The sequence below is a fragment of the Streptomyces sp. NPDC090083 genome, assembly GCF_044747445.1.
Taxonomy (GTDB): Bacteria; Actinomycetota; Actinomycetes; order Streptomycetales; family Streptomycetaceae; genus Streptomyces.
This window is the reverse complement of the sequence record NZ_JBIVED010000003.1, coordinates 38,883-65,214: the sequence shown is the minus strand read 5'-3', so window position 1 is coordinate 65,214 and position 26,332 is coordinate 38,883. Positions and strand designations below refer to the sequence as shown.

Annotated in this window: 17 protein-coding genes and 1 other RNA gene; 9 read left to right on the top strand and 9 right to left on the bottom strand. The window is 71.9% G+C overall.

What is annotated here, in order from left to right; all coding sequences use genetic code 11:
* Window positions 1-309: 309 nt before the first annotated feature.
* The 5 genes from ssrA to ftsE all read right to left on the bottom strand — a co-directional run bounded on the left by ssrA (window position 310) and on the right by ftsE (window position 4,345).
* Window positions 310-697, bottom strand: a transfer-messenger RNA (tmRNA) gene (gene ssrA, locus ACIPTO_RS11320).
* A 104-nt stretch (window positions 698-801) separates the two neighbouring features.
* Window positions 802-1,350 carry an SsrA-binding protein SmpB gene (gene smpB, locus ACIPTO_RS11315; protein ID WP_352185396.1) on the bottom strand — a complete coding sequence of 183 codons (549 nt, stop codon included), beginning with the start codon at window positions 1,348-1,350 and terminating at the stop codon, window positions 802-804.
* Window positions 1,351-1,430: 80 nt separating this feature from the next.
* Window positions 1,431-2,615, bottom strand: a complete 1,185-nt coding sequence (locus ACIPTO_RS11310) for a S41 family peptidase (protein WP_366312892.1) — start codon at window positions 2,613-2,615, stop codon at window positions 1,431-1,433.
* Window positions 2,616-2,682: 67 nt separating this feature from the next.
* Entirely contained in the window at window positions 2,683-3,600 is a 918-nt protein-coding gene (gene ftsX / locus ACIPTO_RS11305) for a permease-like cell division protein FtsX (RefSeq protein ID WP_266769214.1), read from the bottom strand.
* A 55-nt stretch (window positions 3,601-3,655) separates the two neighbouring features.
* Window positions 3,656-4,345: a cell division ATP-binding protein FtsE gene (gene ftsE / locus ACIPTO_RS11300; protein ID WP_033286714.1), complete on the bottom strand. Its 690-nt coding sequence runs from the start codon at window positions 4,343-4,345 to the stop codon at window positions 3,656-3,658.
* A gap of 251 nt (window positions 4,346-4,596) precedes the next feature.
* Here ftsE and ACIPTO_RS11295 point away from each other — a divergent pair, with 251 nt between their 5' ends.
* Entirely contained in the window at window positions 4,597-4,791 is a 195-nt protein-coding gene (locus ACIPTO_RS11295; RefSeq protein ID WP_366312887.1) for a hypothetical protein, read from the top strand.
* Between the two features lie 119 nt (window positions 4,792-4,910).
* Here ACIPTO_RS11295 and ACIPTO_RS11290 read toward each other — a convergent pair whose 3' ends face one another.
* From ACIPTO_RS11290 to ACIPTO_RS11275, 4 genes are all read right to left on the bottom strand, one after another.
* A complete protein-coding gene (locus tag ACIPTO_RS11290; RefSeq protein WP_401190927.1) occupies window positions 4,911-5,516 on the bottom strand; it encodes a hypothetical protein in 606 nt (201 codons plus the stop codon).
* 324 nt (window positions 5,517-5,840) lie between these two features.
* Window positions 5,841-6,947 (bottom strand): peptide chain release factor 2, encoded by a 1,107-nt coding sequence (prfB, locus tag ACIPTO_RS11285; RefSeq protein WP_366312883.1) that lies wholly within the window; start codon window positions 6,945-6,947, stop codon window positions 5,841-5,843.
* A gap of 55 nt (window positions 6,948-7,002) precedes the next feature.
* A complete protein-coding gene (locus tag ACIPTO_RS11280) occupies window positions 7,003-8,247 on the bottom strand; it encodes a serine/threonine-protein kinase (RefSeq protein ID WP_366312881.1) in 1,245 nt (414 codons plus the stop codon).
* 154 nt (window positions 8,248-8,401) lie between these two features.
* Entirely contained in the window at window positions 8,402-10,087 is a 1,686-nt protein-coding gene (locus tag ACIPTO_RS11275; protein WP_366312879.1) for a serine/threonine-protein kinase, read from the bottom strand.
* 345 nt (window positions 10,088-10,432) lie between these two features.
* On the opposite strand from ACIPTO_RS11275, the gene ACIPTO_RS11270 reads away from it, so the two are divergent.
* The 8 genes from ACIPTO_RS11270 to ACIPTO_RS11235 all read left to right on the top strand — a co-directional run bounded on the left by ACIPTO_RS11270 (window position 10,433) and on the right by ACIPTO_RS11235 (window position 26,294).
* The gene (locus ACIPTO_RS11270; RefSeq protein WP_401190924.1) at window positions 10,433-14,122 is read left to right on the top strand and encodes an FHA domain-containing protein; all 3,690 of its coding nucleotides are present in this window, start codon (window positions 10,433-10,435) and stop codon (window positions 14,120-14,122) included.
* A 155-nt stretch (window positions 14,123-14,277) separates the two neighbouring features.
* Window positions 14,278-15,666, top strand: coding sequence for an ABC transporter substrate-binding protein (locus ACIPTO_RS11265; protein WP_401190922.1), 1,389 nt, complete (start codon window positions 14,278-14,280; stop codon window positions 15,664-15,666).
* Between the two features lie 105 nt (window positions 15,667-15,771).
* Entirely contained in the window at window positions 15,772-17,052 is a 1,281-nt protein-coding gene (locus ACIPTO_RS11260) for a sugar ABC transporter permease (protein ID WP_366314416.1), read from the top strand.
* Window positions 17,049-17,957 (top strand): carbohydrate ABC transporter permease, encoded by a 909-nt coding sequence (locus ACIPTO_RS11255; RefSeq protein WP_366312873.1) that lies wholly within the window; start codon window positions 17,049-17,051, stop codon window positions 17,955-17,957. Before ACIPTO_RS11260 ends, ACIPTO_RS11255 begins: the two co-directional genes overlap by 4 nt.
* 155 nt (window positions 17,958-18,112) lie before the next feature.
* Window positions 18,113-20,374, top strand: coding sequence for a bifunctional glycosyltransferase family 2 protein/CDP-glycerol:glycerophosphate glycerophosphotransferase (locus ACIPTO_RS11250; protein WP_366312871.1), 2,262 nt, complete (start codon window positions 18,113-18,115; stop codon window positions 20,372-20,374).
* Between the two features lie 148 nt (window positions 20,375-20,522).
* The gene (locus tag ACIPTO_RS11245) at window positions 20,523-22,754 is read left to right on the top strand and encodes a CDP-glycerol glycerophosphotransferase family protein (RefSeq protein WP_401190920.1); all 2,232 of its coding nucleotides are present in this window, start codon (window positions 20,523-20,525) and stop codon (window positions 22,752-22,754) included.
* Window positions 22,755-22,761: 7 nt separating this feature from the next.
* Window positions 22,762-24,984, top strand: a complete 2,223-nt coding sequence (locus ACIPTO_RS11240) for a CDP-glycerol glycerophosphotransferase family protein (RefSeq protein ID WP_401190918.1) — start codon at window positions 22,762-22,764, stop codon at window positions 24,982-24,984.
* Complete coding sequence (locus tag ACIPTO_RS11235) at window positions 24,981-26,294, top strand: hypothetical protein (protein ID WP_401190916.1); 1,314 nt, start codon at window positions 24,981-24,983, stop codon at window positions 26,292-26,294. The genes ACIPTO_RS11240 and ACIPTO_RS11235 overlap by 4 nt, the downstream gene beginning before the upstream one ends.
* Window positions 26,295-26,332: the final 38 nt, after the last annotated feature.

The following is a 26,332-nucleotide window of genomic DNA, read 5'->3' as shown; positions in this document are numbered from 1 at the left end:
CCGCGGGTCCACCGGAAAGTCCGGCGGAAAGACCTCGCCCATTGGGACGTCATCCGCTCGAAATGGAAGACCGTCCCGCCCCGGATTCTGTCCCGGACGACCCGCGCCGAGAACTTCGACGACTACTCCGGCATTCACCTCATGGACGAGTCCAGGGCGAACGGCACGGCGGTGGGCGCGGCGGCGGACGGGGCGTGCATCTGGTCCTGAGCGGCGGGCTGCGCGTCGCGGCCTTCGCCGTGCGATGACAGGGAAAAGCCCCCTGCCGCCGAAGCAGCAGGGGGCTTGACCACTGTGAAAACATGGGATGAGTGGAGATGGCGGGAATCGAACCCGCGTCCACCGGTGCAGAATCAGGGCTTCTCCGTGTGCAGTTCGCTGTGATTTTCTCGGCCCCGGCAATCACGCGAACAAGTCGCCGACGGGCCCAGTCACTGTTTGATTTCCCATCGAACCCCGTGACCGGGCTCGATGGTTTAGTTCCCTAGATTATGCCAGGGTCCGGGTCGGGAACACCCCCGGGCTGACACCCTTTTAGGGTCCTTCAGTCGCTGTTATTAGGCAGCGAGGGCGAAGGACTGGGAATCGCTCTTGGAATTGGCGATTATTGGTTGCGACATATGGTTTACGAGATCATTGCCGCTTCCTCGACACGCTTCACCTGCTTCGACAGCCGCTGTCGAAACCGATCATCCCCATGTTGTTTTTTCAAGCCCCTCCGAGGAGGGATCACACCCGCTGTGGGGTGCGTTTGCCATCGTACGTGAACAACGCACGCCGATGCCACCGTATTCCGGGTGGCTACTCGCCGCGCTGCCTGCGCTTCGCCGCCGCGATGGCGCGGTCCGACTCCCGGCGGTCCTGCTTCTCGCGCAGGGTCTGCCGCTTGTCGTACTCCTTCTTGCCTCGGGCGAGGGCGATCTCGGCCTTCGCCCGGCCGTTGCTGAAGTACAGGGCGAGCGGCACGATCGTGTGACCCGTCTCCTGGGTCTTGGCCTCCAGCTTGTCGATCTCCTCGCGGTGCAGGAGCAGCTTGCGCTTGCGGCGCACCGAGTGGTTGGTCCAGGTGCCCTGGTGGTACTCGGGGATGTGGGCGTTGTGCAGCCACGCCTCGCCCCCGTCGATCTGGACGAAGCCGTCGGTCAGCGAGGTACGGCCCTCCCGCAGCGACTTGACCTCGGTGCCGGAGAGGACGAGCCCGGCCTCGTAGGTGTCGATGATCGCGTAGTCGTGCCGGGCCTTCTTGTTCTGGGCGACGATCTTGCGCTTGCCGCCCTTCTCGCCGTCCCTGGCCTTGCCGCCGGCGGCCCCGCCGCCCTGCTTGGGCTGGGACTCCTTGGGTACGTACATTCCCTTGCTCATAGTGCTGCCATTTTCGCACTACCAGGGGGCCTGAGGGAAAGGCGATTACCCGGGACGTCGGCAGACGGCTAGGAAGCGTCCCCGAGGCCGCTCAGCACCGTCTCGGCGCGCTCCACGGCGGCCTGCCCCTGCGCGGTGACGTCGAGATCCGGGGTGATGCCCCGGCCGTCGACGGTGTGACCGGAGGGAGTGCGGTAGTGGCCGACGGTCAGTTCGGCGACGACGCCGTCGGTGAGTCTGCTCGGCATCTGGACCGAGCCCTTGCCGAAGGTCCTGGAGCCCACGACGACCGCGCGCCCGCGGTCCTGGAGGGCGCCGGTGAGCATCTCGGCCGCGCTCATCGTGCCGCCGTCGACCAGCGCGACCAGCGGCCTGGTGGTGTCGCCGCCCGCGGTCGCGTGCAGGGCGCGCTGCCGGCCGTCGACGTCGTAGGTGGCGACGAGGCCGCCGTCGAGGAACGCGGAGGCGGTGGTGACGGCCTCGGTGACCAGGCCGCCGGAGTTGCCGCGCAGGTCGAGGATGAACGAGGAGTCGGCGGGGGCCTGTCGTACGGCGGTGCGGACGAGGTCGCCGACGCCCTTGGTGAACGCGGCGATCCTGATGACGGTGACGTCGCCGGCGAGCCTGCGGACGCTCACGGAGTCGGTGGAGAGACGGGCGCGCCGTACGGTCTCCCGCCACGCGTGCGTGCCGCGTTCCAGGCCGAGGGTGACGGCGGTGCCCGCGGCGGCGTCCTGGGCATCGCCCCGGAGTAAGGAGACGACCTCGGTGACGGGCCTGCCGTCGACGTCCTCGCCGTCGACGCTGCGCAGCCGGTCGCCCTTGCGGACACCCGCGGTGGCGGCGGGCGACCCGGACTGGACACGGGTCACCTCGATCCGGCCGTCCCGCTCGCGCCGGGCCCAGAGCCCGACGCCGGTGTACTGGCCGTCGAGGGCCTCCTCGAACTCCTCGTACTCCCCCTGGGAGTAGACGGCGCCCCACCGGTCCCCGCTGCGGCTGACGGCCCGCTCGGCGGCCTCCATGGGCGACTTGCCGTCGGCCTTGGCCTCGGCGGCGGCCTTCGCGACCTCTTCCGTGCGGCCCATCGGCGCCGAACCCGCCGTGTCGGAGGCCGATTTCCGGTCGGGCCGCCCCGGTTCGTCGAACGATCCGGCGGCCGCCCCGGCGACGAGCACACTCGCGAACACCAATGTCAGGGCGGCCCCGCGGCGGATGCGGCGGGGCTGACAGAACAGGTCACGACCTGACATGGCGGTGAGTCTAGGACAACGGGAAGGGTCGCACGGGCGGTTGCCCGTACGGCCCTCTTGGCATGCGTCACACCTTCAGGTACTTGCGCAGCGCGAAGAACGCTGCCAGCGCGGGCATCAGAAGGCTCGTCGCGAGAATCAGCGGGAGCTTGGTCAGGACCGCGTCCCAGCCGATGAAGTTGATCAGGTTGAGCTTGTGGGAGAGGTCGAGGCCGTGGTCGATGATGAAGTACCGGGCGACGACCAGGAATCCGCAGGCGACCGTGCCGCCGATGAGACCGGCGACGGCGGCCTCCATGATGAACGGGGCCTGGATGTAGAAGCCGGAGGCGCCGACCAGGCGCATGATGCCGGTCTCGCGGCGGCGGCTGAACGCCGAGACGCGCACGGTGTTGACGATCAGCATCAGGGCGACGACCAGCATGAGGGCCATGACCGCGCGGGCGGCCCAGTTCATGCCGTTCAGGAGGCCGAACAGGTTGTCCAGGATGCCCTTCTGGTCCTGCACCGACTGGACGCCGCCACGGCCGTCGAAGGCGGTCGCGATGACCTGGTACTTCTCCGGGTCCTTGAGCTTGATGCGGTACGACTCCTGCATCTGGTCCGGCGTCAGCGAGCTGGCCAGCGGGGAGTCGCCGAACTGCTGCTTGTAGTGCTTGTACGCCTCGTCCTGCGACTCGTACGTGACCTTCTCGACGACCGACATCTTGCCGAGGTCGGACTGGATCTGCTTCTTCTGGTCGTCGGTCACCGCGCCCTTGGCGCAGTTGGGGTCGGACTCGGCGTCGCTCTTGTTGCAGAGGAAGATCGAGACGTTGACCTTGTCGTACCAGTAGCCCTTCATCGTGGTCACCTGGTCGCTCATCAGGAGCGAGCCGCCGAAGAGGGCCAGGGACAGGGCTACGGAGACGACGACCGCGAAGGTCATCGTCAGGTTGCGACGGAGACCGACACCGATCTCGGAGAGTACGAACTGGGCGCGCATGGCGGCTTCTTCAGGCCTTTCCGTGGACGGGCTTCAGACGGCGGTCGGCCGGCGGTCAGTGCTGGTAGCCGTAGACGCCGCGTGCCTGGTCACGGACGAGGCGGCCCTTCTCCAGCTCGATGACGCGCTTGCGCATCTGGTCCACGATGTTCTGGTCGTGCGTCGCCATCACCACGGTGGTGCCCGTCCGGTTGATCCGGTCGAGGAGTTTCATGATGCCGACGGAGGTCTGCGGGTCGAGGTTGCCGGTGGGCTCGTCCGCGATGAGGAGCTTGGGGCGGTTCACGAAGGCTCTCGCGATGGCCACGCGCTGCTGCTCGCCACCGGACAGCTCGCCCGGCATCCGGTCCTCCTTGCCGCCGAGCCCGACGAGGTCGAGCACCTGGGGCACGGACTTGCGGATCTCGCCCTTGGACTTGCCGATGACCTCCTGCGCGAAGGCCACGTTCTCGGCGACCGTCTTGTTGGGCAGCAGGCGGAAGTCCTGGAAGACGGTGCCCAACTGGCGGCGCATCTGCGGCACCTTCCAGTTGGAGATGCGGGCGAGGTCCTTGCCCAGCACGTGCACCTGGCCCTGGCTGCACCGCTCCTCGCGGAGGACCAGCCTCAGGAAGGTGGACTTTCCGGAGCCGGAGGACCCGACGAGGAACACGAACTCGCCCTTCTCCACTTCCAGGGAGACGTCCCTGAGAGCGGGGCGGGTCTGCTTGGGGTAGACCTTGGAGACATTGTCGAATCGGATCACGGGTGCACCACGGGTAGCCGGGGGTAGGTGAGCGTGACCATACGCGACCCGGGTGTGCCCGCGCAGTCGGCGTCCGCGGTTGCGCGAGGCTTGCACGTTTTGTCGCGGATCTGAAGGGCTGGAACGCACAGGGTCGGGGCAGGATAAGGCGGACCGCGCCGAATCCCGCGGAACCTGGCACAGTGGAGTGGGAACGTTCTAGTTTCCCTGGGCGTTGTGTCCGTGGAAGCCGGTGCAAGGAGGGCGAGCGCATGACGTACGACCGGTTGGTGTGCGCGAACTGCGCGGCGCCCGTGAACGAGGGCCGCTGTCCCGTCTGCCGGGCGAACCGCGAGCGGCTGCAGCAGGAGAACAACCCGTGGGGGAGCCTGAACCCCATGGCGCTGATCGCCCTGCTCGCGGTGCTGATCGCGGCGCTGGCGCTGGTGGCGCACCAGACCGCCTGACCCGCACGAACGAAGAACGCGCGGGTTCACACCGAGAACACACGCGAAGGGCCCGGAGCGACTCGCTCCGGGCCCTTCGTCGTACGACGTGCGTACGTTCCGTACGGGGACGGCTACCGTCAGGCGACCGTGCCGCCGCGGTTGCCCGCGAGGCGCGGGAGCACGCGGAAGGCGATGCCGCCGGCGATCATCGTCGCGGCGCCGATCAGCAGGAACGCGGTCTGGCCGGCACCGGTCTCGGCCAGTTCGCCGCCGCTGCCCTGGGCCGCCGTGTCGGACCCGGTGTCGGTGAGCGCCGAGGTGCCCGCCTCCTGGGCGGAGGAGCCGCCGTCGGGGTCGTTGTTGTTGCCGCCGGTGGAGCCGGAGCCGGAGCCGCTGGTGCTGCCGTCCGTCGGGCTGTCGGTGGGCTCGTCCGTCGGCTCGGTCGGGTTGCCGGTGGGCTCGGTCGGCTCGTCCGTCGGGGCCGCCGACGTGGCGGGCGGGGTCGAGGGCGGCTCCGAGGTCGGGCCGTCCGTCGGGATGCTGGTGGGTCCGTCGGTGGGCGTCGCGGGCGGGGTCGGGGTGTCGCTCCCGTCGCCGGGCGCCGGGTCGTCGGCGGTGGTCGCGCTCAGCGTCACGCCCAGGTCGAGTGCCGATGCGGCACCCGCGGCGGTCAGCGAGGCACCGCCGGCGATGATCGCGCCGGCCGCTATGCGTGCGACACGGATCCGCGTCTTCTTGGTCATCAGTCTGCTACCCCCAGTAGCTCGTCGTCAGGGTGGTGCGTCGATGTCCGGTGCCGTGATCGACGGGGGTGGCGGCTGGCGAAAGCTCTGCTCCCCCGGTTCACATGCGCCCCGGAGCCACGCGTGCCGCGCTTCACCCTTCCCAGTTTTCACAGCAACGTCAAGGCCGTTGCGAGCGCGATGTCCGACTACGGGTTCTTTGCCGGGAGATGGAATCTGTGAGTGTGACGTAAAACCCAGAGACCCGAACGCGCGAAAGGCAACTACCGCCCGGCGGGCGGCAGTTGCCTTGTCGACAAAGCCATGCGGAAATCGTGCGCGGGACTACTTCTCCTGCTGCTTGCGCCAGCGAATCCCGGCCTCCAGGAAGCCGTCGATCTCGCCGTTGAACACGGCCTCCGGGTTGCCGACCTCGTACTCCGTGCGCAGGTCCTTGACCATCTGGTACGGGTGCAGGACGTACGAACGCATCTGGTTGCCCCAGGAGTTGCCGCCGTCGCCCTTGAGGGCGTCCATCCGGGCCTGCTCCTCCTGGCGGCGGCGCTCCAGCAGCTTGGCCTGGAGCACGTTCATCGCGCTGGCCTTGTTCTGGATCTGGGAGCGCTCGTTCTGGCAGGAGACGACGATGCCGGTGGGGAGGTGGGTCAGACGCACCGCGGAGTCGGTGGTGTTGACGCCCTGGCCGCCGGGACCGGAGGACCGGTACACGTCGACGCGCAGCTCGGACTCGTCGATCTCGATGTGGTCGGTCTGCTCGACGACCGGGAGGATCTCGACGCCGGCGAACGAGGTCTGGCGGCGGCCCTGGTTGTCGAAGGGCGAGATCCGGACGAGCCGGTGGGTGCCCTGCTCGACGGAGAGCGTGCCGTAGGCGTACGGCACGTGCACGGCGAAGGTGGTCGACTTGATGCCGGCCTCTTCGGCGTACGACGTCTCGTAGAGCTCCGTCTTGTAGCCGTGGCGCTCCGCCCAGCGCAGGTACATGCGCTGGAGCTTCTCGGCGAAGTCGGAGGCGTCGACGCCGCCGGCCTCGGCGCGGATCGTGACGACGGCCTCACGGGAGTCGTACTCGCCGGACAGGAGGGTGCGGACCTCCATCTCGTCCAGCGCCTTCCTGACGGCGGCCAGTTCGTTCTCCGCCTCGGCGCGGGTGTCCGGGTCGTCCTCCTCCTCGGCCATCTCGAAGAGGACCGAGAGGTCGTCGATCCGGCCGCGGAGGGCCTCGGTCTTGCGGATCTCGGCCTGGAGGTGGCTCAGCTTGCTGGTGACCTTCTGCGCCGCCTCCGGGTCGTCCCAGAGGGAAGGCGCGGCGGCCTGCTCCTCCAGGACGGCGACATCTGCCCTCAGCGTGTCCAGGTCCAGGACGGCCTCGATCGACTCCATGGTCGAGGAGAGGGACTTGAGCTCTTCGGAAACATCGACGACTGCCACGCCTCCAGCGTAACGGCTCCGCCAAGCGGGGTGTGCGCGTGGTTGCGCGGCGGGGTCAGGGCGAGGCCGGTGCCGAGTTCTTCGTGTCCGGGGTGTTCGTCCCGCCGGAGTCGTCCCCGGACGTCGCCGCCCACGTGCCGACCCCCACCGCCGCGACCAGCACCACCGCCGCCGCCCCGAGCGTCAGCCGACGGCGCCGGGTGGCCGCCCGGTGCCGCGCCGAGCCGGGGCGCGGGGCGCCCGCCGGACGGGGTGCCCTGGCCGTGCCGCGCGGTCCGCCCGCGAGTTCGTCCGGGGCCGGCACGCGCATCGAGGTGTGCGTGTCACGGTTGGAGTCGGCGGGCTTGGCGCCCGGCACCAGCGGTACGGCACCCCGCCGCACCCGCTCGCCGCCCGCGGGCGCGGCGGCCGGCGCCTCCTCCGGCTCCGTGTCCTCCTGCTCGGTGTCCGGCTCGTCCACGTCCAGCGGGGGCATCCCGGCGAGCAGCGGCAGCTGTTCGCGCAGCCGCGCCGCGAGTTCGGACGCGCGCAGCCGCGACGCCGGGGCCTTCGCCAGGCACTGCACGAGCAGCGCCCACAGCTCCTCGGGGATCCCGGGCAGCGGTACGACGGTCTCGGTGACGTGCCGCCGCAGGACCGCGCCGGGGTGACCGCCGCCGAACGGGGTGAATCCGGCGAGGAGTTCGTACAGGACCGTCGCCAGCGCGTAGATGTCGACGGCCGCGCGCGGGGGCAGGCCCTCGACGATCTCGGGGGCGAGGTAGTCGGGCGTGCCGATGATCTTCGTGGCGCGGGTGCGGCGCGGGGAGTCGATGAGCTTGGCGACCCCGAAGTCGGTCAGCAGGGCGGGGTGCGCGCCGCCGGGGCCGAGCGGGCCCTGCATGTCGAGGAGGACGTTCTCCGGCTTGACGTCACGGTGGACGACGCCGGCCGCGTGGGCCGCCGCGAGTCCGTCCGCGATGTCGGCGACGATCGCGACCGCGGCCTCCGGGGAGAGCCGGCGTTCCCGGTCGAGGCGGGTGCGCAGGTCCGTGCCCCTGACCAGGTCCATGACGAGGGCGAGGTCGTTGCCGTCGACCACGAGGTCCCGTACGGACACGATGTTCGGGTGCTCCAGGCCGAGCAGGGCCGTGCGCTCCTGCACGAAGCGGCCGACGAGCTCCTGGTCGGACGCGAGGTCCTCGCGCAGCAGCTTGACGGCGACGGGCCCGTCGGGGCCTTCACCCAGCCACACCGTGCCGGCGCTGCCCCGCCCCAGGATCTGGTTGGCGGTGTACCGGCTGCCGATCTTCCGTGCCAAGACTGCTCCTACCGACGCGTGTGTCGCTAAAACTACGCGTCGGACGAGCCAACCTTCACCGCCGAGGCGGAAATCACCCACTGGGTGTCGACAAATCCCCAACCCGACGCCCGACAAGGGCGATTCGGGGGTCGGCGGCCGGTTCCGTCGAGGGTCAGTTGCCCGACGCGGAACTCAGGTCCTTGACCCAGCCGCTGATCTGTCCGACGACATGGCTGATCTCGTGCCAGTAGCTCCGGCCCGTGCCGATCCAGTCCTGGAGCGGGGTCAGTTCCCACACCAGCCAGCCCGCGACGAACAGCAGGACGACCGTGAACAGACAGCCCTTGAGGCAGCCGAGTCCGGGGATCTTCATCGGGTTGGCGCTGCGCTGGCGCGGCGGGCGCGGCTCGCGGGCGGGCTCCGGGGCCCGCTGGGGCTGCCGGCGGCTCGGCGGGGCGTACTGCTGCGGCTCGTGCTGCTGCGGATAGCCGTAGCCCTGCTGCGGCTGCCGGCGCTGCGAGGGGCGTTGCTGCGGGCGCTGCTGGGCGGCCTGGCGGGGTTGCTGCTGGGGCTGCTGCGGGCGGGAGACCTGGCGCTGCGGGCGGCGGCGCAGCGGGTCCTCGCCCGGGTCGAGGTAGGGCTGGTACTGGGTCTGCTCGTTGCGGTCGCGGGCGGCGCGCAGCTGGTTCTGCCAGGGGTGCGGCTGCTCGGGGCCGCCGCCGGACTGGTTCTGCTGGCCGTACTGCCCGGACTGGTTCTGCGGCATGACCGTGGTCGGGTCGGCCGCGCCGCGGCTGGGCATCACCGTGGTCGGGTCGGCGGCGCCGGCGGGGCCGCTGGTGTGCGGGAGGACGCTGGTCGCCGCGTTCGGGTCGTAGGCGCCCGCTCCGTGCGAGAGGACCTGCGTCGGGTCGGCGGCGCCGGGGACCGTCGGTACGGCGGCGGGCTCGGGGTCGGGGGCCAGGAGCATGGCGACGCTCTCGGCGGCGGCGATCTGCGCGGAGTTCGCGTGCACGCCGACGCCCTCGGCGACGACGCGCAGGGCACGGGCGAGGTTCTCGGCGCTGGGCCGTTCGTCCGGGTTCTTGCGCAGGCAGCGCTCGATGACCGTCCACAGCGGGTCGGGGACCGTCGAGGGGCGGCGGGGTTCGGCGCTGAGGTGCTGGTGGAGGACTTCGAGGGCCGAGCCGCCGGAGAACGGCGGATGGCCGGTGACCAGCTCGTACAGCAGGATGCCGGCGCCGTAGATGTCCACGGCGGAGGTCTGCGGGCGGCCCTCGGCGGACTCCGGCGCGATGTACGCGGGCGTGCCGACGAACTCCTGGGTGCGGGTCAGGCCCGGGGAGTCGGCGAGGCGGGCGATGCCGAAGTCGGTCAGCAGCGGGTACATCTGGCCGCCGCCCTGCTTCAGCAGGACGTTCGCCGGCTTCAGGTCGCGGTGGACGACGCCGTCGGCGTGGCTCGCGGCCAGCGCGTCGGCGATCTGCGCGGTGAGCAGCGCGGCGCCGACGGGGCTGAAGGGGCCGTTCTCGCGAAGGTAGCGGTGCAGGTCGGGGCCCTCGACGAGGTCCATGACGAGCGCCAGGAGATCGCCCTCGACGACGAGGTCGCGGACCCGGACGATGTTCGGGTGGGTCAGGCGCAGCAGCACCGACCGCTCGCGCAGGAACCGCATCACGATGTCGGGATCGTTCGCGAGCTCCTCCTTGAGGACCTTGATCGCGACGGTCTCGCCGGGCTGTCCCTGGACGGCCGCCTCGGCGCCCGCGGTCTCCCGCTGGCGGGCCCGCCAGACGGTGCCCGTGGCGCCGCGTCCGAGCGGCTCCTCGAGCAGGTACTTGCTGCCTACCGGCCGCACGTCTGCGCTCCCTGCTGCTTGCCTGTGTTCCGGTCCACTGTAGTGCCGCCCCTCTCGCGGCTACCTACGTAAGCATCGCCGTGCATGTTCGAAGGAAAGACGCTCTCCCCGGTCTCCCGGTTGCCCCAAGGGGCACCGAAGGCGGACATGACCGGTCTCACTCGATCACCGGTGCGGCACTGGTCAGGCACTTTTGGGGACAGAGCTGACCAATCAAGATCACTTGCCACCGGGGCCCGGGCGCGTTGTCAGTGGCAGGTGCGAGGATGCGTGCAGTAACTGGCCGATTGCTCGCGCGGGGTGGGGGGACATTCCGCGCCAGGGCAGAAGGGACCGCTGACGGCGATGCAGATCCGGCTGACCGTCGTAGACCCGCTGGGACCGCCCGCGCAGCCGCGGGGCCGCTCCGCGCGTTGCGATGTGCTGGTCACCGCGCCCGCCGGCACGGCCCTGGCCGCGGTGGCGTCCGCGCTGGCCTCGGCGGTGTCCGCCGACGCGGCCGCGCCGCAGTCCGAGCGGAGCCGCGAGTCCGGCGCCCCGATCGTGCTGTACACGGGCGTGGAGCGCCTCGACACCCAGCGCTGCACCCTCGGCGAGCCGCCGCTGACGGACGGCGCGGTGCTGTCCCTGGGCGCCCCCGCCGAGCCGGAGGCCCATCCCGAGCTGGACGACGCCCCGACCCAGCTGCACGTGGTCGCGGGCCCGGACGCGGGCGGGGTGCACCTGCTGCACGGCGGCCAGATCCACATCGGCCGCTCCGCCGACGCCGACGTCCCCCTGGACGACCCGGACGTGTCCCGGCTGCACTGCGCGGTGACGGTCGACCCCGGGGGCCGCGTCTCGGTCGCCGACCTGGGCTCGACGAACGGCACGACACTCGCGGGCACGCGCGTGGGCACCCGCCCGGTGCGCTTCGCTCCGGGCGCGCTGCTGCGCATCGGCGAGTCGGCCCTGCGGCTGACGCCGTCCGGCGGCCCGGGAGCGCGCGCGGAGACGGCGCCCGACGGCGAGGGCCACGTGCGCGTGTCGCCCGGCGTGTCGGCCGCCCCGCGCAGCGAACCCCTGGTGGTGCCGGGCCAGGGCGGCGCCCCGAGCATCGAGCACCGGACCGGGCCGGACGGCGGCGACACCCACGCGGGCCGCTTCGGCGTGTTCGGCGCGGCGCCGGAGGACAGCGCCTCCGAGGACGCGTTCCCGGCGCGTACGACGGCCTCCCGCATCCCCGCGGAGGACGACACCGACGTCCACGACGGCCGCAAGGGCACCCCGCTCCGGGGCACCGACGTGCCGCAGGGCGTGCGCCGGCGTGGCGGCATCGGCAAGTGGGCCCGCCGTCTGACGGGCGCCCGCGGCGAGTCGCCCACCGAGGACCCCGGGTCGTCGTACGACGAGGAGGTCGCCGACGAGAGCGTGCCGCCGCCCGTCGTCCTCCAGCAGCCGGACACCTGGCCCGATCCGGCGGCCCTGCTGCTCACCGCGCTGGGCCCGGGCCCCCGCCTGTGGGAGCGCGCCCCCGGTCACCCCGAGGCGCTCACGGTCCGGCTCGGCACCGCGGACCGCGCGACACCGGACGGCTCGGCGCTGCTGCCCGCGGTGCCGGTGACGTCCGGGCTCCGCGAGGTCGGCGCGCTGGGGCTGGCCGGTCCGCGCGCGCGGCTCTCGGGGCTGGCCCGCGCGGTGGTGGCCCAGCTCGCCGCGCTGCACTCCCCCGACGCGCTGGAGATCGTGCTGATCAGCACGGACCGCGCGCGGACGGTCGCCGAGCGCACCGCCGAGTGGTCCTGGCTCGGCTGGCTGCCGCATCTGCGCCCCGGGCACGGCCAGGACTGCCGCCTGCTGCTGGCCTACGACCGCGAACAGGCGACGGCCCGTACGGACGAGCTGCTCCGCCGGCTGGAGGACCAGGCGGCGGACGCGCGCGGTGCGGACCGGCCGGGCGCGGCCCCGGGCGCGCACGGCGTCTCCGGCCGACGCGCTCCGGGCATCGGCGCGCAGCGCGGCTCGGCGGAGGGGCGGTCGGGGCTCTCCGGCAGCGCTTCCTCCCAGAGCCCGGCGGACGGCCGGCCGGGGTCCGCCACCGCACGGCAGCCGGTCGACGACCGTGACCGGCGCGGACCGTCGGACCGCTCCGGCACCCCGCCCAGGTACACCACCACGGACGAGGCCGCCCACCACCGCTCCGGCTCCGCCGACGACCCGGCCTCCGGCGCCACCCGCCCGCGCGCCGACGACTCCTCCGATGCCCTGCGCGGCGCCGCCCACCGCCCCGCGTGGGCCCGGGAGGACGAGGGTGACACGGACGGGTTCGCCGGGCCGTACACGGTGCTCGTGGTGGACGGCGACCCCGGTGGGGCCGATGTGCGCGAGGCGGTGGCGCGGCTGGCGCACGACGGGCCCCGGGCCGGTATCCATGTCGTGTGCCTCGCCGAGACGGAGCCGGCCTCGCCCGCCTCCCCCGTGACGGACACGTACGAGGCGGCCTGCGCGGCGGCACCGACGTTCCGCGAGTGCGGGGCGGTCGCGCTGCTGAGCGGCGATGTCGCCACGGCGCTGCGGCTGCTGCGGGTGGCGCGCGGCGGGACGGGAGCACCGCGCACGGGAACGGCACGGCCCGGCGCGGCCGAAGGGTCACACCCCGGCGCGGGAGCGGTCCGCCCCGGCGCTGAGGGTTCGCGCCCCGGCACCGGCCCCGCGTCGGCACGTACGGAACCGTCCGGTCCGGGCGCGTCCGACGCCGGCCCCACCGGCCCCGGGCCCGTGGGCAACGGCACGGTGGCCACCGTGGACGCGGTCTCCCTCGCCTGGGCCGAGCGGTTCGCGCGGGCCCTCGCCCCGCTCCGGGCGGACGGCCCTCCGCACGAGCGGCAGGCGCGGGTCTCCGCGCCGTTGCCCCAGTCGGCGCGCCTGCTGGACGAGTTGGGGCTGGCGCGGGCCACCCCGGCGTCCCTGCTGGCGCGCTGGGCGGACGCCGGTGACGACAAGGAGGCGCTCGGCGGGCGGGCCTGGGCGGTGCTCGGGGCCGGGCCGCGCGGGCCGGTCTCCGCGGACCTCGCCGCCGAGGGGCCGCATCTGCTGATCGAGGGCCCCGCGGGCAGCGGGCGTACGGAGTTGCTGCGGGCGGTCGTCGCGTCCCTCGCCGCCGCCGAGCGCCCGGACCGGCTCGGCATCGTGCTGATGGACGGCCGGGACAGTGCGGGCGCCGGGGGTGCCGCGGCGGGCGCGGGCGGGCACGGCGAGGGCCTTCGGGTCTGCACGGACGTGCCGCATGTGACCACGCATCTCACCGCCAACGACCCCGTCCGGATGCGGGAGTTCGCGCAGTCGCTGAGCGCGGAGCTGAAGCGGCGGGCGGAGTTGCTGGGCCGGGTCGGCTTCGCCGAGTGGCATGCGCGGCACGAGGTGTCGGGGCGGATCATCGCCCAGCGCGGCACGTCGGGTGCCGGGGACCTGGACTCGCCGCCGAGTTCGACGATCCGGCTGCGCCCGTCGGCGGCAGCGCGTCAACAGACCGAGGCGGCACCGCCGTTGCCCCGGCTGGTGGTGGTCGTGGACGATCTGGACGCGCTGGTGAAACCCCCGCTCGGCTCCCCCGGGCGCCCGGCCGCGGGGTCGGTGATACGCGCGCTGGAGGCGGTGGTCCGCGAAGGCGAGCGGCTGGGCGTGCACCTGGTGGCGGCGTCCGCCGCGGAGGCCCGGACGGCCGAGACGGAGCCCGCCCGGCACATCACACTGCGGGTGGCCCTCGACGCGCTCACCCAGGGTCCGGACGAACCGGCGCCGGGGCGTGGGCGGTTGATCCTCGCGGACGGCCGCAGCACGCCCTTCCAGGGTGGCCGGGTGACGGGCCGTATCCCGCGCACGGCGACACTCCGTCCGACAGTGGTGGCGCTGGAGTGGCAGCGCATGGGCGATCCCCCGGCACGCCGACCGGTCCGCGAACTCGGGAACGGGCCGACGGACTTGGCGCTTCTGGCGAGCGCGCTGGAGCGGGCGACGCGCTCGGTGGCGGCGGCGGAGGTGCCGTCGCTCCTCTGATCGTTCACAGTCCGCTCACACAACCCCACGTCACGACCCAATCACGATCGCGTACTTGACAGCGGACGCCATCTTGCCGCGTTCAAGCACCGGGCGTAGACCAGTGCGCACGGAAGCGTTCGAGCGTTCGACGAGGAACGAAGAACGGGGCAGTGATGCGCAGCACGAGCAGCACACACCGGACACGCACCACCGTACGTACGGCGGCGGTGGTCGCCGTGGGAGCGCTGACGCTCTCGCTCGCCGCGTGCGGTGGCGGCAGCGACAAGAAGAGCGACAACAGCACATCCAGCAGTCCCTCGGAGTCCGCGGGCACGGTCGCCCTCCCGAAGCTGGACGGCACGACCCTCGAAGTGGCCGCCGTGTGGACGGGTGCCGAGCAGAAGAACTTCAAGGCGGTCCTCTCGGAGTTCGAGAAGCGCACGGGGGCCAAGGTCACCTTCGTGCCGGCCCAGGACCCGATCATCAACTTCCTCGGCTCGAAGATCGCGGGCGGCCAGCCGCCGGACGTCGCGATGCTCCCGCAGCCCGGCGCCATCAAGCAGGCCGTCGACAAGAAGTGGGCCAAGCCGCTCGGCGCCGACGCCCTGAAGGAGCTGCAGAAGAACTACTCGCAGGGCTGGCAGGACATCGGCAAGGTCGACGGCAAGCAGTACGGCGTGTACTACAAGGCGGCCAACAAGTCGCTGATCTGGTACAACGCCAAGGTCTTCGAGAACGCGGGCGCCAAGGAACCCAAGACCTGGGCGGAGCTGCTGACGACCGCGCAGACGATCTACGACTCCGGGGTGACCCCGTTCTCGATCGCGGGCGCGGACGGCTGGCCGCTGACGGACTGGTTCGAGAACGTCTATCTGTCGCAGGCCGGGCCGGAGAAGTACGACCAGCTCGCCCAGCACAAGATCAAGTGGACGGACCCGTCCGTCAAGCAGGCGCTGACCACGCTGGCCCAGATCTGGGGCAAGAAGGCCTACATCGCGGGCGGTCAGAGCGGCGCTTTGCAGACCGAGTTCCCCGCGTCCGTCACGCAGACCTTCAACGGCGGCGACCAGCCGAAGTCCGCGATGGTCTACGAGGGCGACTTCGTGCAGGTCAACATCGGTGAGACCAAGGCGAAGGTGGGCACCGACGCGAAGGTGTTCCCGTTCCCGTCGGTGGGTTCGACCGCGCCCGTGGTCTCCGGCGGCGACGCGGCCGTCATCCTGAAGGACTCCAAGGGGGCCCAGGCGCTGGCCACGTTCCTCGCGTCCCCGGACGCGGCGACGATCCAGGCGAAGCTCGGCGGCTATCTCTCCCCGAACAAGAACGTGCCGGACTCGGCGTATCCGAACGCGGTGCAGCAGACCATCGCCAAGTCGCTCGTCGCGGCCGGTGACGACTTCCGCTTCGACATGTCGGACCAGGCCCCGCAGTCCTTCGGCGGTACGCCCGGCAAGGGCGAGTGGAAGGACCTCCAGGACTTCCTGAAGAACCCGACCGATGTGGCGGGCACGCAGGCGCAGTTGGAGAAGGACGCGGCGGCGGCGTACGCGAGCGGGAGCTGATCCGGCGATGACCGGACACGGCATCGAGGGGTTGGGTCGGCGATGACGTCGGCCGCGGCGGCGGAGGTCCCTGCGGGCCCCGCCGCGCCCCGCAGGCGCAAGAGCGTGACCGGCACCCGCAGGACCGTGGCAGCGCTGTTCCTGCTGCCCGCCCTGGTGCTGCTCGGCGCGCTCGTGGTCTACCCGATCGGGTACTCGCTGATCCGCAGCTTCGGCAACCAGGCCGGTGACGGTTTCGCCGGCTTCGACAACTACAAGGCCCTGTTCACCGACGACGGCATCCGCACCGCCCTGAAGAACAACGTCATCTGGGTGATCTTCGCGCCGACGGTCGCCACCGCCCTCGGTCTGATCTTCGCGGTGCTGACCGAACGGGTGCGCTGGGGAACGGCGTTCAAGCTGGTCGTCTTCATGCCGATGGCGATCTCGATGCTGGCCGCCGGCATCATCTTCCGCCTCGTCTACGACCAGGACCCGCACAAGGGCGTCGCGAACGCGGTCTGGGTCGGCGTCCACGACACGTTCGCCTCGTCGTCGGCGTTCCCGAACGCCCACCCGGGCCGCGAGTCCCCGCTGACGGCGGACCACGGCGGCTTCATCACCACTGCGACGGTCCGCACGGGGCAGACCGTCGCGCTGCCGCTGGTCGGCGTCGCCCCCGACCAGATGCCCGACGGCGCGAAGAAGGCCGTGGCCGCCCGGGCCGAGCCGGGCAGGATCACCGGCACGACCTGGCAGGACTTCACCCGCGGCAAGGGCGTCGGCAAGCTGGGCGGGGTCGACCCGTCCGAGCTGGGTTACGGCGGGATGCGGATCGAGGCGGTGAAGGACGGCAAGGTGGTCGCCTCGGCCAAGGCCGCGGGCGACGGCACCTTCAGCCTGCCGGCCGCGGCCGACGGGGCCCGGCTGCGGCTCCCGGCGGACAACTTCAAACAGCCGTACAACGGTGTGGAGTGGCTGGGCCCGTCGCTCGTGACGCCGGCCATCATCGGGTCGTACGTGTGGATGTGGGCCGGATTCGCGATGGTGCTGATCGCGGCCGGACTCGCCGGTGTGCCACGGGAGTTGCTGGAGGCGGCGCGGGTCGACGGGGCCAACGAGTGGCAGGTGTTCCGGCGGGTCACGGTGCCACTGCTGGCGCCGGTGCTCGCGGTCGTCGCCGTCACGCTGATGATCAACGTGCTGAAGATCTTCGACCTGGTCTTCATCATCGCCCCGGGCTCCTCGCAGGACGACGCGAACGTGCTGGCCCTGGAGCTGTACCGGAAGGGCTTCTCCGAGGACCAGCCGGGGATCGCCAGCGCGATCTCGGTGTTCCTGCTGCTGCTGGTGATCCCGGTGATGCTCTTCAACGTACGGCGGCTGCGGCGGGAGGTGCGGCGATGACCACGGAAGCCGGAAGTCTCGGCAGGACCGGGCCGGTTGAGGTCGTCAAGGCCCGGGAGTCGCTCGGCTCACGGCTCGCGGCGGCGGCGAGCGGGGGCCTGGTCCGGGTGTTCCTGATCGTCGTCGGCCTGTTCTGGCTGGTGCCGACGATCGGGCTGCTGCTGTCCTCGCTGCGCAGTCCGGAGGACATGAGCGCGAGCGGCTGGTGGAAGGTCTTCAGCCAACCCTCCCAGCTCACCTTCCACAGCTACAAGACGCTGCTGGAGAACAGCGACATCACCAACTCGCTGTGGAACACCGTCCTGATCACCGTCCCGGCGACGCTCCTCGTCGTGGTGATCGGCGCGCTCGCGGGCTACGCCTTCGCGTGGATGGAGTTCCCGGGCCGCGACTGGTGGTTCCTGGGCGTGGTCAGCCTGTTGGTGGTGCCGGTGCAGGTGGCGCTCATCCCGATCGCCGAACTCTTCGGCAAGATAGGCCTGTTCGGGACCATCTTCGGGGTGATCCTGTTCCATGTCGGCTACGGGCTGCCGTTCGCGGTGTTCCTGCTGCGGAACTTCTTCGCGGAGATCCCGCGCGAACTCCTGGAGGCGGCCCGGCTGGACGGCGCCGGTGAACTCCGGCTGTTCGCACGGGTGGTGATGCCGCTGGGCGGGCCCGCCATCGCGAGCCTGGGCATCTTCCAGTTCCTGTGGGTGTGGAACGACATGCTGGTGGCGCTGGTGTTCACCAAGTCGAGCACGCAGCCGATCACGGTCGCACTCCAGACGCAGGTACGCCAGTTCGGCAACAACATCGACGTGCTGGCACCCGGTGCGTTCATCTCCATGGTGATCCCGCTGGCCGTGTTCTTCGCGTTCCAGCGGCAGTTCGTGTCCGGCGTGATGGCGGGCGCGGTCAAGTAGCCGCGACCGGACCACAGTTCGAGGGGGCGGGCCGTCACCGGCCCGCCCTTTCGCGTTCACCGCACGTCCCCCGTATGCCGTACGCACCGTAACCAAGTCACTCCATCGGCCGTTCCCGGGCAGAACGCCCGCGCCGACCGACCCATGGATGTCCCTTGCCCAGGTTCAGTGTCATTGTCCCCGCGTACAAGGTCCAGGCGTACCTGCACGAATGCCTGGAATCGGTGCTCTCCCAGTCGTATCCCGATCTGGAGCTGATCGCGGTCGACGACTGCTCGCCGGACGCCTGCGGTGCGATCATCGACGAGTTCGCGGCCCGGGACGCCCGGGTGCGCGCCGTCCATCTCCCCGAGAACCAGGGCCTGGGGCGTGCCCGCAACGCCGGTCTGCGGGAGGCGACCGGCGACTATCTCGTCTTCCTCGACAGCGACGACACCCTCACGCCCGACGCGCTGCGCGCCGTCGCGGACCGCGTCAAGGAGACCGGCGAGCCCGACGTCCTCGTCTTCGACTACGCGCGCACCTTCTGGAACGGCGAGGCCCGCCGCAACAAGGTCGCCGCCCAGCTCACCGAGCAGGGTCCGGCGCCCTTCCGCCTGGAGGACCGCCCCGGGCTCCTCCGGGTCATCATGGTGGCCTGGAACAAGGCGTACCGGCGGGAGTTCGTCGAGCGCGAGGGCTTCGCCTTCCCGTCCGGCTACTACGAGGACACCCCGTGGACCTACCCGGTCCTGATGGCGGCGGAGACGATCGCGACCCTCGACCGGGTCTGCGTCCACTACCGCCAGCGCCGCCGGGGCAACATCCTCGGCACCACCAGCCGCAAGCACTTCGACGTCTTCGAACAGTACGACCGGGTCTTCGAGTTCGTCGCCGCGCGCCCCGAACTCGACCAGTGGCGGCCGGTGTTGTTCCGCCGCATGGTCGACCACCTCGCGACGGTGTTCACCAAGCCCGACCGCCTCCCGCGCGGCACACGCGCCGAGTTCCTGCGCAAGGCCCGTGCCCACTACCGCCGTTACCGCATCCCCGGCACCCCGGTCCCGCCGCGCACCCGGCTGCGCCACACGCTCGTCCACTTCGGCGTGCACCGCACCTTCCGGGCCCTGCAGACGGCGATGAGCTGGCGCCGCAGGACGGTCAAGCTCGCCGCGAAGGCGCTGCGCGCGCTCAGGGCGGCCGTCCTCCAGTTCCACTACCGGGTCCAACTGCGGCTCCCGCTGCGGGACCGGGCGGTGTTCGCCGCCTACTGGGGGCGCGGCCACAGCTGCAACCCGGGCGCGCTGGAGACCGCGTTCCGCACCCACGCCCCGCACATCCGCACCGCGTGGATCGCCCGCCCCGAGCACCACCACACGATCCCGGCGGCCACCCGCCGGCTGCGCCCGGACACCGCGTCCTACTGGACGGCGCTGGCCCGCTCCAAGTACCTGGTGAACAACGTCAACTTCGACCGCCGGCTGGTCAAGCGCCCCGGCCAGGTCATGATCCAGACCCAGCACGGCACCCCGCTCAAGCACATGGGACTCGATCTCCAGGAACGCCCCGCCGCCGCACGGGACATGGACTTCGCCGAGCTCCTCAGGGGCGTCGACAAGTGGGACCACGTCCTGTCCGCCAACCGCCACACCACCCTCACCTGGGAGCGCGTCTACCCCGGCAGCTACACCACGCTCGCCTACGGCTATCCCCGCAACGACGTGTTCCAGCAAGCGACTTCGGCCGACGTGGCCCGGCTGCGCGAGGCGCTCGGCATCCCGCAGGACGCCATCGCCCTGCTCTACGCCCCGACCCACCGCGACTACCGCCGCACCCAGCGCGCCCACCTCGACCTCGACCGCGTCCTGCGCCGCCTCGGCCCCCGCTACGTCGTGCTCGCCCGCGCCCACTACTGGCACGACGGCCCGCTGACGACCGCGTCCGGCGGCCGGATCATCGACGTCAGCGACCACCCGAGCGTCGAATCGCTCTGCCTGGCCTCGGACGCGCTGGTCACCGACTACTCGTCCCTGATGTTCGACTACGCCAACCTCGACCGCCCGATCGTCATCCACGCCGACGACTGGGAGGCCTACGAGGCGGCCCGCGGCACCTACTTCGACCTGCGCGCCTTCCCGCCCGGCGCGGTCGCGCGCAGCGAGGACGAGCTGATCGACATCTTCGCCACCGACCACTGGCGCGGCTCCCGCTCGGCCCAGCTGCGCACCGCGTTCCGCGAGCGCTTCTGCCCCTACGACGACGGCCGCGCCGCCGAACGCGTCGTGCGCCACGTGGTGTCGGGCGAGACGGGCCTGCCGCCGGTGGTGCCGCTCGCCGACCGCCACCCGGTGCCGTCCGCCGCCGCGGGCCTGACCCGCTCCCCGCTCGCCACCGTGCCGCAGCCCACGGCGTCCCTGCCCGTCACCGACCGACTCTGAACGCCGTTCCCACCCAGGGGAGTTCGCATGCCGTCGAGCCCGTCACGCCCCACTCCGACCCGTCCGTCCACCTGGCGCCCGACCGGACGCCCCCGAGCCCGCCGCGCGCACTGACCCGGTCCCTCCGTACCACTGGAGAAAGAACAGAATGCCCCGCTTCAGCATCATCGTCCCGTCCCACGGGGTGGCCGGCCGGCTGTCCCTGGCCCTGGACTCGGTCCTCGCGCAGTCCTACGGCGACTTCGAGCTGATCCCGGTCTGCGACAGCCCCGGCTCCCCGGCCGCCGACGTCGCCGCCGATCACGCCGGGCAGGACTCCCGGGTGGCGCCGGTCAACTCCCCGCCCTCCGCCGGGCTCAGCGGGGCCCGCAACACCGGTCTCCGCGCGGCGACCGGCGGCTACGTCCTGTTCCTGGACGGCGACGACACCCTCGCCCCGGGAGCGCTGGCCGCGCTGGACGCCCGGCTCACGCAGACCGGTGACGTCGACGTCCTGTACTTCGAGCACGAGCGCACCCCGTGGTGGGAGGGCGAGCCCACCAACCCGGCCGCCCCGCTGCTCGCGAAGACCCCGGCGGACGCCTTCTCCCCGGACAAGGCACCGCAGGTGACGGGCATTCAGTTCCCGGCCTGGAGCGCCGCCTACCGTCGCGCCTTCCTCACCGAGCACCGACTCGCCTTCCCCGAGGGCCGGTTCACCGACCTCGGCTGGGGCGGCCTGGTCACCGTCGCCGCCGGGCGGGTCGCGGTGCTGCGCTCGGTGGTCGTACGGCATCTGCTGCGCAGGCAGGGCAGCCGGCTCAACCTGCCCGGTGCACACCACCACCAGCTCCTGGACCAGGTGGAGTTGGTGCTCACGGCGGCCGAGGGGCTGGCGCCCGAGCGGTCGCGGGCGCTGTTCGAGCAGCTCTTCGCCGTGGTGCTGAAGACCGCCTCGCGTCCCGAGCGGCTGCCCTCCGGGCACCGGGCGTTCTTCCGCCGGGCGGGACGGCTCCACCGCACGCACCGGCCTGCCGGTTTCCGGGCCCCGGGCGGGAGTCTGGGCGTGCAGCACCGGCTGCTGGCGTCGGGGGCGTACACGGCGTTCAAGGCGCTGCGCGGCGCCAACCGGCTGGCGGCGGGGGCGGCCATGGGGGTCCCTCCGGGTCGAGCGAAGCCGAGAGCCCGGGGGAGGCTGCCGCGCCCCCGGATGCTCCGTACCCGGCTGCGCTACGCCCGCGACCTGCGCCGTCCGCTCGACCCCAACCTGGCCGTCTACTGCGCCTATTGGGGCCGCGGCTACACGTGCAGCCCGGCCGCGATCGAGGCCAAGGCGCGCCGGCTCGCCCCGCACATCCGCTCGGTGTTCCTGGTGGAGCCGGACGCGGTGGACTCCGTACCGAAGGGTGTCGAGCACGCCGTCATCGGGAGCCGGAAGTACTGGGAGGTGCTGGCCCGCGCCACGTACCTGGTGAACAACGCCAACTTCGCGGAGGGCGTCGTCAAACGGCCCGGCAGCGTGCACGTCCAGACGCAGCACGGGACCCCGCTGAAGAAGATGGGCGTCGACCAGTCGACGTACCCGGTGGTGGCCGCGGCGACCGGCAGCTTCGCCAAGCTGCTGGGCCGGGTGGACCGCTGGGACTACAACATCTCCTCCAACCGGCACTCCACCCAGATGTGGGAGCGCGCCTTCCCCGGCTCGTACGAGGCGCTGGAGTACGGCTATCCGCGCAACGACGTGTTCTGCACGGCGACCGCCGACGAAGTGGCGCGAGTGCGGCGGGAGTTGGGGGTGCCGGAGGGCAGCACGGCCGTCCTGTACGCGCCCACCCACCGCGACTACCGCACCGGCTTCGACACCGGCCTCGACCTGGAGGAGTTCTGCGCGGCGGCCGGCGAGAACGTGGTCGTGCTGCTGCGCGCCCACTACTTCTACGACCAGGGCCGCGCCACGAGCAGCGGCCGGATCATCGACGTCACCGGGCACCGCTCCTCCGAGGACGTCTGCCTGGCCGCCGACGCGCTGGTCACGGACTACTCGTCGATCATGTTCGACTACGCCAACCTCGACCGGCCGATCGTCGTGTACGCCGACGACTGGGAGGTCTACCGGGAGACGCGGGGCGTCTACTTCGACCTCATGGAGGCGCCCCCGGGCCCGGTCGCCCGGACGCCGGAGGAACTGGCGGCGGTGTTCCGCGACGGCTCGTACGCGGGAGCCGAGTCCACCGCGCTCCGGGCCCGGTTCCGGTCCCGCTTCTGCGACTTCGACGACGGACTCGCCGCCGAACGGGTCGTACGCCGGGTGTTCCTCGGCGAGCCGCCGGAGAGCCTGCCGCCCGTGATCCCGCTCGCGGAGCGCGTCCCGGCCCCCGCCGCCACCCTCGTAAGGAGCTGAACCCGAAGTGCCCCGCTTCAGCGTCATCGTCCCCGTCTTCAAGGTGCAGGGCTTTCTGCGCGAGTGCCTCGACTCGGTTCTGGAGCAGTCCTACCGGGACATCGAGGTGATCGCCGTGAACGACTGCTCGCCGGACGGGTGCGGCACGATCCTCGACGAGTACGCGGCCCGCGACCCGCGCGTACAGGTGCTGCACCTCCCGGAGAACGTCGGCCTCGGCCGCGCGCGCAACGCCGGACTGCCCCTGGCCACTGGCGACTTCCTCTTCTTCCTCGACAGCGACGACACCCTCACCCCGGGCGCGCTGCGCGCGATGGCCGGCCGGCTCGACGCCACCGGGGACCCGGACGTCCTGGTCTTCGACTACGCGCGCACCTACTGGTGGGGCGGCACCCGGCGCAATGTCCTCGCGCATCTCCTCGCGGAGGTCGACGGCACCTTCACGGTCGCCGAACACCCGGAGATCCTCGACCTGTTGATGGTCGTGTGGAACAAGGTGTACCGCCGGGAGTTCGTCCACAAGCACGCCTTCGAGTTCCCGCCGGGCTACTACGAGGACACGCCCTGGACGTTCCCGGTGATGCTCAGCGCCGAGCGGATCGCCACCCTCGACCGGATCTGCCTGAACTACCGGCAGCGGCGCCAGGGCAACATCCTGTCCACCACCAGCCGCAAGCACTTCGACATCCACGACCAGTACGAGCGGGTCTTCGCGTTCGTCGACTCCCGCCCGGAGCTGGCGAGTTGGCTGCCCTACCTGCACCGCAAGATGGGCGAGCACTGTCTCGACATCCTCGCCAAACCGGACCGGCTGCCCCCGTCCGACAAAGCCGAGTTCTTCCGCCGTACGGCCGAGCTGTTCGCCCGGCACAAGCCGGCGGGCGCGCGGGTGGACGCCGACGTCCGCTCCCTGGAGGGGAGTTACCCGCTGTACCGGGTGCGGCGGCAGACGGGGCGCGCCGGGCGGCAGCTGGAACGCCGGGCACTTCAGGTCCGCAAGGCCGCGGCCGGACGGGTCAAGGGCGGCTGGGCCGCGCTGCACGCACGCCGGCCGCTGGACCCGGACCTCGTCGTGTACTCGGCCTTCTCGCACCGCGGGGTCCTCGGCGACCCGGCCGCCGTCTACCGCAAGGCGCGGGAGATCGCCCCGCACCTGCGGGGCGTGTGGGTCGTCCGCGACGCCGAACAGGCCGCGCTGCTGCCGCAGGGCACCGAGCACGTCCTCCTCGACACCCTGCGGTACCGCCAACTCACCGCGCGGGCCACGTACTTCGTGAACAACGTCAACTGGCCCGGCACCCTCACCAAGCGCCCCGGCAGCGTCCACATCCACACCCACCAGGGCACCCCGCTCAAGTACATGGCGGCCGACCTCCTCGACAGGCCCGGCGCCCGGCACGGCGTCGACGTACCGCAGATGCTGCGGCGCGCGGACCGCTGGGACCACAGCCTGGTCGCCAACCGGCACTCCGAGCTGGTGTGGGAGCGGGCCTACCCGTGCCACTTCGCGTCGGCGCGCACGGGGAGCCCGCGCAACGACGTCCTGGTGGGCGCATCTCCCGCGGCGGGAGCGGCCGTTCGGGCGCGGCTCGGCATCCCCGCCGACCACACCGTCGTGCTGTACGCGCCGACCCGCCGGGAGTACGTCCGCGGCGGGCACGTCGACCGTCTCGACCTGGCCCGGTTCGCCGAGGACCTCGGCCCGCGGCACACCCTCGTCGTACGGCTGCACCCGTCGCTCGCCACCGGTCCCGCGCGCGGGATGGGGCTCGCGGATCTGCACCGGCGCGGGGTCCTGGTGGACGCCACGGACGAACTCGCCGTGGAGGACGTCATGCTGGCGTCCGACGCGCTGGTCACCGACTACTCGGCCCTGATGTTCGACTACGCCAACCTCGACCGCCCGATCGTCCTCCACGCCGACGACCGGGAGGCGTACGCGGCCAGCCGGGGCACCTACTTCGACGTCACGGCCGCGCCACCGGGTCATGTGTCCGGCTCCTACCGGGAGTTGGCGTGGCTGTTCGCGTCGGGTGCGTGGCGGGACGGGGACTCGACCCGGCTGCGGGGTGATTTCCGTTCCCGGTACTGCGAGTTCGAGGACGGGAGGGCCGCCGAGAGGGTCGTACGGACACTGCTGCTGGGGGAGACCGACTGGCTCCCCGGGGCCGGGTCCGGTGCGCGGGTGCCCGCTCCGGTCAGCGGGCGCGACCAGGTGGCGTCGTCATGAGGCCGCGCACGTGGGTGCTGGTGCTGGCCGCCGTGTTCGCGGTGCTCCAACTCGCCAATGTCACCGGGCGGGCGACCCCCGACACGAAGAACTACCTGTCGTACGCGCTGAGTCTGCGCGGTGAGAGCACGCGCGCGGCGGCGGCCGTCGCCATCGACTACTCCTGCGCGAGCAGAGGGGCGACCGCGCGGCGCGAGCAGAGCGTGAACCCGCTGACCTTCCACGGCAAGGACCCCGCCGGACGGGTCGCGAAGAAGTGCCGGGACGCGGAGTGGCGGGGCGTGGACGCGCGGCTGCGGGCCGGACAGACGGGCGGGTTCATCGCGCCGTTCTCGTCGGAGCGGTTCATGCGGATCTTCGAAGTGCGGCCCGGATACCCGGTGTTCCTGGTCCCGTTCGTCACGCTGCTCGGGCCGGTCTGGGGGATGTGGTCGGCGAGTGTCGTCCTCACCGTGCTGGGCGGCGTCCTCGTCTTCCTGATCCTGCGCACGCAGAACGTGTCGGTGCCGCTCGCGCTGACCGGACAGGCGCTGTACTACGTCCTGCCGTGCGGGACGACCTCGATGCGGCCGATGACCGAGGGGCTGATGACGGCCCTGACGCTGGCGGCGGTGTGGGGGTGCGCGCTGGTCCTGAAGGGGCGCCGTACGCGTGCCGGACTCGCCCTGGTCGGCGGGTCGTTGGTGCTCCTGTTCACGGTCAAGCACTCGCAGGCCCTGTTCCTCGGGCTGTGCCTGGCCGGTGCGGGCGCGCTGGTCGCCGCAGGACGGTGGCGGCGCGGGCGGGCGCCGGGGCGGGCGCTGCTGGTGGTCGCCGGGTTCGGGGCGACCGCCGCGCTGGGCACGCTGGTCCTGGCGAGCGCGCTGCGCTATCCGACCCAGACCGACAGCCTGCAGGACCTGCTGACCGACCACTACGCGATCCCCGACCGCACCCGGCTGTGGCCCGAATTCCTGCACCTGGAAGGGAACTTCTGGCTGGAGTGGACACGGCAGCAGCTGTGGCAGCCGGTGCTCGCGGCGGCGCTCGGCGCGGGGGCGTGGGGTGCTTCGCGGCGGCCGGCGTTCGGGGTGTTCCTGACCGGGGCCGCGTTCACGGGGATCCTCACGCAGGCCGCGCATCCCGACATCAGCGTGTGGGGCGGGCGGTTGATCGTGCTGGTGTGGCTCCTGCCCGTGGTGGGCGTGCCGTTGCTGCTGGAGAGTGTGGTGCGGGGCAGGGCCGACGCCGCCGCGCCGGTGCCGACTCCCGTTCCGGAGCAGGGACTTGGGGAGCAGGGCCTCGGGGAGCACGCTCGCTCCGCACGGTGAGACCGCGACCCCGGCGACGAGGTGTTCGGCACTCGTCG